General features: G+C 67.9%; 8 protein-coding genes. 4 read left to right on the top strand and 4 right to left on the bottom strand.

Annotated features, from left to right (window positions below; all coding sequences use genetic code 11):
* The first annotated feature begins 8 nt into the window (after nt 1–8).
* Both ABZ420_RS14360 and ABZ420_RS14355 read left to right on the top strand, forming a co-directional pair.
* Nucleotides 9–1,241, top strand: a complete 1,233-nt coding sequence (locus tag ABZ420_RS14360; protein WP_357121862.1) for a hypothetical protein — start codon at nt 9–11, stop codon at nt 1,239–1,241.
* Nucleotides 1,242–1,252: 11 nt separating this feature from the next.
* Entirely contained in the window at nt 1,253–1,978 is a 726-nt protein-coding gene (locus ABZ420_RS14355; protein WP_357121860.1) for a 5-formyltetrahydrofolate cyclo-ligase, read from the top strand.
* Between the two features lie 169 nt (nt 1,979–2,147).
* Here ABZ420_RS14355 and ABZ420_RS14350 read toward each other — a convergent pair whose 3' ends face one another.
* Nucleotides 2,148–2,378, bottom strand: coding sequence for a hypothetical protein (locus ABZ420_RS14350; protein WP_357121857.1), 231 nt, complete (start codon nt 2,376–2,378; stop codon nt 2,148–2,150).
* Between the two features lie 6 nt (nt 2,379–2,384).
* Nucleotides 2,385–3,188, bottom strand: a complete 804-nt coding sequence (locus tag ABZ420_RS14345) for an SDR family oxidoreductase (RefSeq protein WP_357121854.1) — start codon at nt 3,186–3,188, stop codon at nt 2,385–2,387.
* A gap of 458 nt (nt 3,189–3,646) precedes the next feature.
* On the opposite strand from ABZ420_RS14345, the gene ABZ420_RS14340 reads away from it, so the two are divergent.
* Together ABZ420_RS14340 and ABZ420_RS14335 are read left to right on the top strand one after the other, a co-directional pair.
* Nucleotides 3,647–5,050: a three-helix bundle dimerization domain-containing protein gene (locus ABZ420_RS14340; protein ID WP_357121851.1), complete on the top strand. Its 1,404-nt coding sequence runs from the start codon at nt 3,647–3,649 to the stop codon at nt 5,048–5,050.
* A 96-nt stretch (nt 5,051–5,146) separates the two neighbouring features.
* Nucleotides 5,147–5,482 carry a hypothetical protein gene (locus tag ABZ420_RS14335; RefSeq protein WP_357121848.1) on the top strand — a complete coding sequence of 112 codons (336 nt, stop codon included), beginning with the start codon at nt 5,147–5,149 and terminating at the stop codon, nt 5,480–5,482.
* A gap of 6 nt (nt 5,483–5,488) precedes the next feature.
* Here ABZ420_RS14335 and ABZ420_RS14330 read toward each other — a convergent pair whose 3' ends face one another.
* Both ABZ420_RS14330 and ABZ420_RS14325 read right to left on the bottom strand, forming a co-directional pair.
* Entirely contained in the window at nt 5,489–11,656 is a 6,168-nt protein-coding gene (locus tag ABZ420_RS14330) for an amino acid adenylation domain-containing protein (RefSeq protein ID WP_357121845.1), read from the bottom strand.
* Between the two features lie 204 nt (nt 11,657–11,860).
* Nucleotides 11,861–12,412 (bottom strand): hypothetical protein, encoded by a 552-nt coding sequence (locus ABZ420_RS14325; protein ID WP_357121842.1) that lies wholly within the window; start codon nt 12,410–12,412, stop codon nt 11,861–11,863.
* Between the last annotated feature and the right edge of the window lie 30 nt (nt 12,413–12,442).

The raw sequence follows: 12,442 nt of genomic DNA, 5'->3' as shown, positions 1-12,442 counted from the left end.
GGACCGGTGTGCGCGATTGGACGGATGCGATGATCGTGACCAGGTGGACGGGTGTTGAGGTGCTGCTGCTGCGCACCCAAGCGCTTCGTCTGACGCAGAAAGAGCTTGCGGCCGTGTCCGGGTTCTCTCTAGGTGCGGTGCGGAAGTGGGAGCGTCGCGGATCAACAATCACACTTGCGAGTGAGTTCGCTGAGGGTATGGATACGCTGCTCCGGCGCCTCGATGACCGGCAGCGGGCGCGGTTTCAGTCTGCCCTCGCCAACGTACGAGATGGTGGTCGCGGTTCGGTGAGCGACGACGAAGGAATTCACCAGGTGCAGCGTGGTATTGCCACTATGGAGAAATTGGATGTCGGCACGATCGACCTTATTCGAGGCCACCTCTACGATCTGAATGCATCTTATGAAATTGAGCCCTCCACGTCCCTTCTCGGGCAGGCTGGACAACATCTCGGCCAAGTGCGACTCTTTTACACCCATGTGACCACTGAGTCGATCCGCAGAAAATTACTTGCTGCCGAAGCTCAAGGTGCAACACTTATGAGCCGTCTTGTCTGGGACGCTTCTCAGCGCCGCGACAATGCAACGGCGCACTATTATCTGGACCAATCAATTGCGGCGGCGCAGGAGCTGGGCGATCCGGTCACCGAGGGCCAAGCGCTCCTGCGAAAAATATACATTTCACTCTATGGCGAAAAGAACCCTATTGTTGCATTGAGTTTGTCTACCAGACTACTGGATGCTGGACAGTCATTTAGTCGAGAGTTGGCGTTCCTGGCACTTCTTCATCAGGCTGAGGCATTTGCGATGATGGGTAGGCAAACCGAATGCGAGAAGGCATTGGGGCGTGCTGACTGTATCCATGGGGGCATTGCAGACGGCGAGGTCGTATTGGGGATAGATGCCCTAATGGAATATAATAGGCTTGCTGGATCGTGCTACCTCTTCCTTGGTAAAGAAAAGCGTGCTCAAGTCATGCTGGAAGAAGTGGCCGGCAAGGTGGGCAAGAACTCGAAGACCGATGCCATCGTCTTGGGCAACCTCAGCCTTGCTCAACTCAGACAGCATAGGCTCGAAGAGGGCGCGCATGTTCTCAATAAAGCAATCGATTCTGTGGAAAAGACGCGCGGCGGCGCTGGGTTGAACATTGTGTTCAATGCTTGCCGAGAGCTCAAGTCGTACCGCAATTCCGCAGTTTTGCGTGACGTGTACGACCGCGTTTTCGAGCTGATGACACGATAGGAGAGGGCGCAGTGAGTGTTGAGCAGCGGAAGCAGAAGCTTCGCGAAGAGATCTGGGACGTACTGGAGCATGAAGGAGTTACGGAGCGAGGCGCTCCACGCCATATCCCGGCATTCGCGGGTGCCGAATTGGCGGCTGACCGCTTGGCTGGTCTGAACGAATGGAAGCGCGCTAAAGTTCTCAAGACAGTTCCCGACACCGCTCAATTACCCGTTCGGATTCGTGCCCTTGCCGAGGGGAAATTGGTCTATATGGCGGTTCCTCGCCTGGCTGCGCCGAAGCCTTTCTATTTTCTTGACCCCGCTGCTTTGGTCGAGTCGCCTGAGCGTGCGGCGCAAAGGGACGTAGCCGCCGCGATCGGCCGGAACGTGGATGTAAATGAGATGCATGCAGTTGACATGGTGGTCCTCGGCAGCGTAGCGGTTGACCGCAGTGGCGCTCGATTGGGCAAGGGCGCAGGGTACTCCGACATCGAACTTGCACTTCTGCAAGAGGGTCACCGAATCGGTCCGGATACGGTGATCGCAACAACCGTGCATCGACTTCAGGTGCTGAACGAGCCATTGCCGGAGAGTGCGCATGACTTCCGGGTGGACATGATCGTCACGCCCGAGGACGTTATTCGGTGCGACGAACGCCGTCGCCCAGTTGGACTCCTCTGGGACTCGTTGCCGCAAGAGAAGATCGCGGCGATCCCAGCGCTCGCGGCCCGGCAGGCGGCGGCGAGGCCGGATTGACGGCTTGCGCCCGTGTGCTCGAGTTCTCGAGGACCGCCTAGTGGAGGCGATCCGCGAGCGCATCGAGGATGAAGGCGGCCTGCCGTCTACGCGGTAGCCTCGGCTGCTCGATCGCCCTCTGCCGACACCCAACCGTTGCGGCCACAATTGCTGTGGTTCAAGGTGCTGTTCATGACTGGACGATGAGACGATCAGGTGCGCCCATGCCGTTCAACCACGCCGAGGCGATCTTGCGCGCGACCGCGCGGAAGAGTATGTCCTCGGTGCCGGTCTCGGGGCGTATCGTCTCGGCGACCTTGTCGAGGAGAAGGGCTCGCTCGAGTCCCGATGCGGTGGTGTAGGCGTAGCGGACCTGTTGCTGGTCTTCCGCTATCTTTCGGATCTCCGCGTATAGTGCCATGCGTTTTCAGCGCGAAAGGCCGTGGGCGTGGGCGATGATGCGTTCCATGACCGTGCGGGGTAGGAGGCGGCGGAGGGTGAAGAGGGCGGGGGCGTTGCTGCCTATGGCGTAGAGGGGTTGGGGGCGGTCGGCTTCGATCGCTTTGACGATCGTGGTGGCGACCTTCTCCGGGGTGATGCCCTTGCCCTGCTTGTCGTCCAGTTTCGCCATGAAAGTCGTGAAATCGGCGGTGTGGGGGGAGTTTTCGGTGAGGTACTTGGTGCGGCGCTCGCGCAGGCCGGTGTCGATCTGGCCGGGCTCGACGGCGGTGATCCAGACGCCGAAGGGGGATTCCTCGAAGCGGGCGGCCACCGCGAAGCCGCGCAGTGCCGCCTTGGTGGCGACGTAGGACGAGCGATAGGGCATCGGGAAGCTGGCGAGCATTGATCCGACCATGACGACGCGGCCGTACCGGCGTTCCCGCATGCCGGGCAGCACGGCACTGGTCAGGGCGACAGGTCCGAGCACATTCAGCTGGAACAGCCTTTCGACGGCGTCGGTGGGTAGTTCGGCGAGCGGGCCCGCCTGGCTTTCGCCCGCGTTGTTCACCAGTACGTCGACTTGGTCCAGACCGGCGGCGAAGGCAGCGATCGACGCCGGGTCGGTGAGGTCGAGCGCCCGGTACTCGACGCCGGGCACAACGGCGTCGGAGCCGATGGTGCCGGGGTTGCGGCTGGTTCCGATCACGCGATATCCCCGCCCGGCCAGTGCGGCGGCCGTGGCCTTCCCGATTCCGGACGACGCACCGGTGACCACAGCGACGCGAGACATAGGGCTCCTTTCGACAGCAATACGCTGACGATATCGTCAACTCCTCGGTTCGCGCTACCCGGAAGTAACCTGCCTCTGACGAGGGAGTCCGGGGGATGTGGAACCGAGCGCCACGAGTGTGGCGTCGGTGGGCCCGTCTCGTCCGCGCGCTGGCGGGAAACGGGAATACAACGTGTGGTGGCGGCTCGGGGATTGCCCATTGAATTCTCCATGGCGGGTTCGGCGCCGCCCGCGGTGGCGCGGCGCTGCCGCGAGCGCTCTGCTCGGATCACTCGCGAGCCTGTGAGCTGGGCAGACGGACCCGCGCATCGTCGTGAGATGCGCACCGGCGCAGCCGAAATCGTTCACCGGAGGGAAGTCCGCGCGGATGTCGGCGGTCGCGTGATGGGGCTAGTGTTGGCCGGCGCGGTGCAGGCCGGAGACGCTGCCGCGCTACCCCCGACGCCGAGGAGACTGTGGTGGTTGTCGATACCGTCCGCGAGGAACAAGCGATCCGTCAGATGACGGAGCGGCTGGTCGAAAACTACACCGAGACCTATTCTCCCGAGCATATCGAGAGCACCGTGGGCGCGGCCCGGCAGAAGTTCGCGGGCCATCCGGTGCGGCAATTCGTTCCGATCCTGATCGAGCGCGTGGTGCGACGGGAGTTGGAGAAGTCTCCCGAAGCGGAAGTCCAACCCGCCACGGTCCCGATGGACAAGGCGCCCAAGCCCTCCGCGAGCCCTTCGGGGACACTGTCGCGGCTGCGTGACTTGTGGTCGTCGAAGAGGCGTTTCGCACCCTATGCGGTGGGCGCCGTCGTCATCCTGACGGTGATCGCGGTCGTTCTCGCCGTGCGGCAACCCGGTCCCGAAGCGCCCGCGGCCGCTCCGGCTCCCGTCGCGCCGCTCACGGTTGTGCGCGGCGCGGTCGGGTCGGAGAAGATGCCGTTCTTCCAGGACCAGAAGGTGATCGACGCGCTGGCGCGGGGCGGCGTGCGGGTGGAGGTCGAGCCCGCCGGGTCGCGCCAGATCGCCACGTCCGTCGATCTCGCGAAATTCGACTTCGCCTTCCCATCCAGTGAGCAGGCGGCCGAGCGAATCCAGCGGCAGCGCAATGTGACCGCCAAGTACACGCCGTTCTCCTCACCGATGGCCGTCGCGACGTTCGCGCCGATCACCGATCTGCTCACCCGGGCGGGCGCGGTGCGCCCAGGCCCGGTGCCGACGCTGGACCTGCGCCGCTACCTCGAACTCGTTCGCAACGGCACGCGCTGGGACGAGCTGCCCGACAACACCGCCTACCCGGTGCGCAAGAACATCTTGATCTCCACCACCGACCCGCGTAGCTCGAATTCCGCCGCCATGTATCTGGCCGCGGCGAGCTATGCCGCGAACAACAACACGATCGTGCAGGGACAACCTGCCGAGCAGGCCGTCCTGCCCGCTGTGTCGCGGCTGTTCGTGGGCCAGGGCTACACCGAGAACACCACCGAGGGCCCGTTCAACAACTACCTCGCCACGGGGATGGGCCCGACGCCGATGGCGTGGATCTACGAGGCGCAGTACGTCGAGGCGCTGATGCGCGGCCAGATCAAACCCGGGATGACGCTGGTGTACCCGTCCCCGACGGTGCTGTCCCGGCACACGCTGGTGCCGTTCGGCGAGACGGGTGACCGGCTCGGTCGCCTGTTGTCCACCGACCCGGAGTTGCAGCGGCTGGCCGCCGAGCACGGCTTCCGGACCAACGACGGCGCCCAGTTCGCGAAGGTCGCCGCCGAACGCAACGCTCCGGTGGCCGCTGATCTGCTGGACGTCGTCGCCACCCCGACCTACGACACGCTCGAGCACCTGCTCGAGGGAGTCACCAAGACCTACAACTGAAGCCGGGGGCGGCGGTTTCGGTGGAGATGATCCGGGCATCCTCTCCGCATCAGGTACCGGAAGAAACGGCCGGTATCGCGGCGGGAGGAAACACCGGTGACAGCGGACGACGGGCCATGGGAGATCCCTCCGATCGATAACGCTCCGGACATCGCGCGCGACCCCGCGCCCGCGCCCGGAGCGACGATGGCCGACACCAGGAACTGGCCGGGATACGGGCTGCTGCTGGTCGCGGCGGCGGTCGCGATAGCCGCCGCGGTACTGGCGGGCTGGGGGTTGGCCCAGCTATCGGCCGTAGCCGCGATCATCGCGGCCGTCTTCCTGGTGATCGGGGTGGGCTTGATCGTGCTGGAGCAGGTGCGCGCTCGAGCGCAGGCCCGCGAGCACACCGAACAGCCCGCCGAGCGGGCCACCGTTCCGCCGGGGTACTGAGCTTCCTCAATCCCGGGGCAGGAAACCGGACTCGATGAACTCGCGGACGAAGGTGTCCACCACCGTGCGGTCCACCTTCGGGCAGTCCACGCCGGTGCCCGCCAGCGCCGCGCGGGTGTGTTCGTCGGCCCAGTCGAGGTGACCGGCGAGTTCGGCGAAATCGTGACTCAGCAGCGCCGCGCGCACCAGCGAATCGTCGCCGAGCGCGTCCCGGCGGCGCGCTTCCCTGACCAGACCCGCGCGCACGGCGTCCTCCGGCATCGTCGCCACCGGCAGCCCGTGGGCGCGCAGACTGGCGAGAATGTCGCCGACCGCGACGGGGGCCCGATTGACCAGGTGAAACACGGTTTCCGGGCGCGGGCGGGCCGAAATCTCCACCACCGCGCCCGCCACATAGCTCACCGGAACCAGTGAGACGGTGGCGTCGCCCACATCGGGCGCCATACCGAGCATCACGGCGGCGCGGACCATGTTCCACAGCGAATCGTCCGGGCTGTTCACCCCGACCTCCGGGCAGCCGCAGATGGTGCCCGGCCGGTAGATGGCGATCGGCAGCCCGCGCTCACCCGCCTGGCGGACCAGTTCCTCGGCAACCCATTTCGACGCGAGATAGCCGTTCCCGGGTATCTGGTCGGCACGCAAGCGGACGCCCTCGGCGACCACCGGAGATTCCGGCGCCGCGCCGACGGCCGCGCCCATCGTGGAGATCAAATGGAACGGCTTCACCCGGCGAGTGGTCGCCAGCCGCAACAACTCCCGGGTGCCCTCCACGTTGGCCTGCCGTAGCCGGGCGTAGGGGTCGACGTGGTTGACGCGCGCGCCGTTGTGGTAGATCGCATCGATACTGTCGGCCAGGCAGTCGTAGTCGGCAGGATCCAAGCCGAGGCGCGGTGCGGTGAGATCGCCCGCGACGACGACGATCCGCTCCGCTGCGGTGGTCCCCGAGAGCCGGTAGTGGTTCAGCGCGTTCAGGATCCGGTCGATGCCCTCTTCGGCGTCGTCGGCGCGCACCACGCACCACACGCGCGCCTCGGTGCGATCCAGCAGTTCTTGCAGCAGGTGCGCGCCGAGGAATCCCGTCGCACCGGTGAGCAGGACTTCCTGCGGCGGCCCGCTGTGCGCGGGTTCGCAGCCCGCGATGCCGATCTCCGGCTCGAGGACGGCGTCGCGTTCGGGCGTCGGCGCGGCGGGCGCGCACTCGCCGGTCAGCCGCGCCGCGAGGCCGCCGACGGTCGGGGCCGCGAGAATCGCCGACATGGGCACGTCGCGCCGCAGCCGGTCCGACAGCCGCTGGTGCAAGGTGAACGCGAGCAGTGACGACCCGCCGAGTTCGAAGAAGTCGTCGCCCACCCCGATCGGGGACACGGCGAGCACATCGGCGAAGACCTCCGCGATCGTGCGCTCCAGCGGGGTGCCGGGGCGCACGCCGGCGCGTGCGGTGAACACCGGCTGGGGCAGCGCGGCGCGGTCGAGTTTCCCGCTGGTGTTCACCGGGAACGTGTCGAGCGCCAGCACCGCCGACGGCACCATGTAACCGGGCAGCACCCGGGCCACCGAGTGACGCACCGCGTCCGGATCGACCGTGGCCCCCGGCGCGGCCACCACATAGCCGACCAGCCGGTCTCCGGCATCGGAGCTTTTGACCGCCACCGCGGCCCGGCCGACCGCCGGATCGGCCAGCAAGGCCGCTTCGATCTCGCCGAGTTCGATGCGATGACCGCGGACCTTGACCTGGAAGTCGGTGCGACCCAAATAGTCCAGTGTGCCGCCGCGGTTCCACCGCACCAGGTCGCCGGTCCGGTACATCCGCTCGCCGGGGTGCAGCGGATCGGCGACGAAGCGTCCCGCGGTCAGGCCGGGCGCGCCGTGGTAGCCGCGGGCCAGCTGAACTCCACCCAGGTAGAGTTCGCCCGCCACGCCCACCGGGACCGGCCGCAAACGGTCGTCCAGGACGTGGCAGCGCGAATTCCATTCCGGCACACCGATGGAGACGCCGGGAGCGGTGCGGTCGGCAGCCGAGACGGCGTGCCGGGTGATGCTCACCGCGGCCTCGGTCGGTCCGTACAGGTTGTGCAAGTCGGCCCGGGCCACGCTCGCGAAAGCCCGTGCGGTCTCCGGAGGCAGCGCTTCACCGATGACGAAGACCGCGCGCAGCGAGGACAGTTCCTCCTCGGTCGCGTGCTGGGCGAATACGGTGAGCATCGCGGGAACGAAATCGGTGAGCGTCACCCGGTGCTCGGCGATCAGCCGGACCAGCGCCGCCGGATCGCGATGCTCGTCCGGCCCGGCCAGGACCAGCCGCGCCCCCGCGCGCAGCGGCAGGAAGTAGCCCCACAGGGACACGTCGAAGGTCGCGGGGGTCTTGTGCAGATAGACGTCGGTGGCGTCGACGTCGTATTCGGCCTGCATCCAGGCGAGTTGGTGCACGATCGCCCGATGGCCGACCACCACGCCTTTCGGGCGGCCGGTCGACCCGGAGGTATAGATGAGGTAGGCGGGCTGATCGGCGTGCCATGGCGCTCGTCGCTCGGCGTCGGCCACGGGCTCCGGACCGAAGCGGTCGAGGTCCAAGGTGTCGACGTCGTACGCCTCGGCGGCCGTGAAGCCGTCGGCGGCGGTGGTGAGCACGCAACGCGGCGCCGCCGATTCGAGCACGTAGCGGATGCGCTCGGCGGGATGGCCCGGATCGATCGGCACCCATGCCGCGCCCGCCTCCACGATCGCGTTCAGCGCGACCACCTGCTGGATCGACCGCCGCATCGCCACCGCCACGACGGTCTCGGGACCCACGCCCCGTTCGATCAGCCAGCGCGCCAGGCGGGCGGTCCGCTCGCGCAGTCGCGCGTAGGTGAGGGTCTCGGTTCCGCAGACCACGGCGATCGCGTCCGGGGTCGCCGCGGCCTGCCGCGCCGTCGCGGCAGTGAGTGGCTCGGCCGGGACCTCGTGCTCGGCTCCGGCGCCCCAGGAACGGATGCGCTTGTGCTCGACCGGGTCCATGATGTCGATGTCACCGACGACGGCACCGGGGTCGGCCGCGACCCGGAGCAGGATGCGGATGTAACCGTCCAGGAAACGTTGCACGGTGTGTTCGTCGAACAGGTCGGTGCTGTAACCGAATCGGATGATGATCTCGCCCGGCTCGCCGTCGTCGTCGCGGGTGTCGACCACACCGATGTGCAGGTCGGTCTTCGCCGTGTCGGCGTCCACGTCGAGGAACGACACGCTGGGCCCCGACAGCTCGAGGGTGGCCTGCGTGAAATTCTGGAACGCGAAACCGACCTGGTAGAGCGGGTGACGCCCGGGCGAGCGGGTCGGATCGACCGCGTCGACCACGTGCTCGAAGGGCACCTCGGAGTGCGCGAAGTTGACCAGATCCCGTTCCCTGGTGCGCCGCAGCAGCGCGGTGAAACTCTCCGCGGGCTCGATCCCGGTCCGGGAGACGGTCGTGTTGACGAACATGCCGACGACGTCGGCGAGCGCGGGCTCGGCCCGGTTGGTCATCGGCACGCCGATCGCGATGTCGGTACTGCCGGACAGGCGGGACAGCAGCACCGCGAGCGCCGAGCGCATCACCATGAACAGCGTCGCCCGGTGAGCGCGGGCGACGGTGAGCAGGTCGCGATGCAGGGTCGCGGGCACCGACCGCTGGGTGGCCGAGCCGCGCAGCGTGGCCACCGGTGGGCGCGGCCGGTCGGCGGGCAGGTCGAGTTCGTCGGGCAGGCCCGCCAGCTCGCCGGTCCAGTACGCCAGTTGCCGCGACAGCGGCGAATCCGGGTCGTCGCGGGAACCGAGCAGATCCCGCTGCCACAGGGCGTAGTCGGCGTACTGGACGTCCGGCGGCTGCCAGGCCGGAGCGGCGCCCGCGCTCCGCGCGGCGTAGGCCAGGGCCACGTCGCGGGCCAGCGGCGCCAGCGAGGACCCGTCGGCGCAGATGTGGTGCAAGGCGCAGACCAGCACGTACTCGGTGGGGGTGCACAGCAGCCGGACACGCAGCGGCACCTCGGCCGCTACGTCGAACCCGTGCCGCAGGATCGCGCGTACCCGGCCGGGCACCGCGTTGTCGGACAGTTCCTCGACCGCGAAGTCCTCGACCACCCGTTCGGTGTCGAGGATCAACTGCCGCGGTCCGGCTTCGTCGGCGGGGTATCTGGTACGCAACGACTCGTGCCGTTCGACGGTGTCGGCGAACGCCGCGCGCAAGGCGGGCACGTCCAGCTCCGACAGCCGCAGCGCGAAGCCGATGTTGTCCACCGAGGACGTCGTGTCGAACTGGTTTCGCAGCCAGAACCGCAGCTGGGCGGGGGACAGGGGGATGCGTTCCGGCCTGGTTCGCGCACGCAGAACCGGGCGCGCCGTGTCGAATTGCTGCGAGCGGATCGCCTTCGACAAGCCCGCGACGGTGGGATGGTCGAACACCAGCCGCGGCGGAATACGCAGCCGCCAGATTTCGCTCAACCGCGCGGCGACCTGCGTCGCCAGCAGCGAATTTCCGCCCGCAGCGAAAAAATCAGCGTCGGCGCCGAAGCGCTCCCGGCCCAGCACGCGGGCGAGGACCTCGGCGACCGTTTCCTCGCCGAGGTCCGCGGCGGGCCGATAGTCCGGCTCGTCGAGGGCGCGCAGGCGCAGTGCGGGCCGATCGGCCTTGCCCGTGGGAGTGCGCGGGATCCGTTCGACGACGGTGATCGTGTTGGGCACCATGTACTTCGGCAGCAGCGCGGCGAGCGCGTCGGCCAGAGCGGTGGGGTCCGGGGCGTGTCCCGGTTCGGGCTGGACGAACGCGGCGAGCGTGGTCTCGCCCACGGCGGTCTTGCGGTCGACGGTCACCGCCAGCCGGACGCCGGGCTGCGTCGACAGGATCGCGTCGATCTCGCCGAGTTCGATCCGGAAGCCACGGACCTTGACCTGGTCGTCGGCCCTGCCGAAATAGTCCAGATCACCGGTGGTGGTGCGCCGGACGAGATCGCCGGTGCGGTACATCCGGGAACCGGGCGGTCCGAACGGATCGGCGAGAAACCGTTGCGCGGTCAGATCGGGGCGTCCGTGATATCCCCGCGCCACGCCGGGTCCGGCCACGTACAGCTCGCCGACGACGCCGATGCCGACCGGCCGCAGCCGGTGATCGAGCACCTGGCAGCGCGTGCCGGGCACGGCAGATCCGATGGTGACCGGTGTGTCCGGCGACAGCGCCGGGCTGAGTGTCGCCACGATGGTGGATTCGGTAGGGCCGTAGGCATTGTGGAACAGGCGGCCGTCGGTGGCCCAATGCTGCGGCAACATCGGGGGACAGGGCTCACCGCCGACCAGGACCGACCGCAGGGCCTGCAGTCCGGCCGGCTCGATCGTGGCCAGCGCGGACGGGGTGAGGAAGGCATGGGTGATCGCGTGCCGCGCGAGCAGTTCCACCAAGGCGGTGCCGCCGTAGAGGCCGGGCGGGGCGATCACGAGAGTCGCCGCGGAGCAGATCGCGAGCAGCAGCTCCAGAATCGAGGCGTCGAAGCTCGGTGACGCGAAGTGCAGCACCCGCGAGTCTTTGTCCAACCCGTGCCGCGCGGCCAATTCGGTGCACAGCGGGGCGAGCCCGGCATGGGTGACGGCGACGCCTTTCGGGCGTCCGGTAGATCCCGAGGTGTAGATCAGGTAGGCCGCGTGGGTGGCTCGAATTCGCGCCGTCCGTTCGAAGTACGCGATCGGGTTCGCGGGGTTCGCGGCTACCCGCGCGATCACCTCCGCGTCGTCCAGTGCGAGCCAGTGCACCTCGGTGGGCAGCGTGGTCGCGAGCCCGGTTCGGGTCAGCCCCAGCGATGCGCCGCTGTCGATCACTTGGAACGTGATGCGCGACAACGGAAGCGCCGGATCGATCGGGACGAAGGCGGCGCCGGTCTTGGCGATCGCCCACACCGCGAGCACCGATTCGATGGATCGCGGAAGCGCCACCGCCACAATCGTTTCGGGCCCCGCGCCCGCGGCGATCAACGTGCGGGCCAGCTGGGAGGAGCGGGCGTCGAGGTCGCGGTAGGTGATCGTGGTGTCGCCATCCAGAACCGCGGCGCCGTCGGGATTGTGCTCCGCGGCGGCGGCCAGCAGGGCGGCGAATGTGGGCGTGGCGGAGTCGGCTGATCTGCGGCGGCGGCTGTTCCGAGCGGGTGGACGAGGATTCCGGATACCGCTGGTCATATCTTCGTCCCGTTCCGCGTGGCAGTAACGCGCCAGATGCTATAGCCGGGCGGCGGGATTCTTCACCGATGAGAAGGCGGCTGCACCGGCTTCACACGCCGCTGGGCCATCCGGTGGTGTGTGCCGCAAGGTGGTCCGGCATGCCGGGTCGCGTCGGATCGGCTGGGTCGCGCTGAGCCTCGTGTCGGCCGGAACCGTTGCTCGTCAGCGGGTGCCGTGCCCCTGACAGGCGGTCAGCGCGGTGTTCTTGGTGGCGTTGAACCGGTCGATCACCGCGTTCAGAGTGTCGGTGTCGGCGCGGCGGGCCAGCGTGTCGGCCAGGGCGTTCGTGTCGTCGCGGTAGGCGCGCAGTGGGTCGGCGACGCCGGACGGCACCTCTCTGGTCACCTTCTGGTCGACCGAGCGCGCGTTGTTGCGCAGCGTCGACACCGCGGTGTCGGCTTTGCTGTTCGTATCGGGATCGCCGCGGCCTTTGGCGTTGCTGGCATCGATGTAATCGTTGAATGCCCGTACCGAGCTGCCGTTCGCGGCCAGGAAGGCGTCGCACGCCGATCCGGTCGCGCGTTCGACGGCCGCGGCTTTGGACGACGAGGCGGCGGCCGAGGAGGAAGTGACCTCCGAGGCGTACGCGGCCAGGTCGGTCCGGTTGACCTCCGCCGTGCCGGAAACTTGCTGTGCGCAGGCGCCGATGAGCAGCACGCCGGCCGTGGTGGCCACCGCGGTCGCCAGCAGGCCCGCGCGTTCGAGTCGTCGCATGGTCGGTCCCCTCACTCCCCTCGAAAGTCC

This window comes from Nocardia sp. NPDC005745, assembly GCF_040630775.1.
GTDB lineage: Bacteria > Actinomycetota > Actinomycetes > Mycobacteriales > Mycobacteriaceae > Nocardia.
This window is presented reverse-complemented; position numbering and strand designations above follow the sequence as displayed.

Excerpts from the sequence above, each read along its gene's own strand:
- ABZ420_RS14350 (WP_357121857.1), bottom strand. The coding sequence starts at position 2,378 with ATGGCACTATACGCGGAGATCCGAAAGATAGCGGAAGACCAGCAACAG.
- ABZ420_RS14345 (WP_357121854.1), bottom strand. The coding sequence starts at position 3,188 with ATGTCTCGCGTCGCTGTGGTCACCGGTGCGTCGTCCGGAATCGGGAAG.
- ABZ420_RS14330 (WP_357121845.1), bottom strand. The coding sequence starts at position 11,656 with ATGACCAGCGGTATCCGGAATCCTCGTCCACCCGCTCGGAACAGCCGC.
- ABZ420_RS14325 (WP_357121842.1), bottom strand. The coding sequence starts at position 12,412 with ATGCGACGACTCGAACGCGCGGGCCTGCTGGCGACCGCGGTGGCCACC.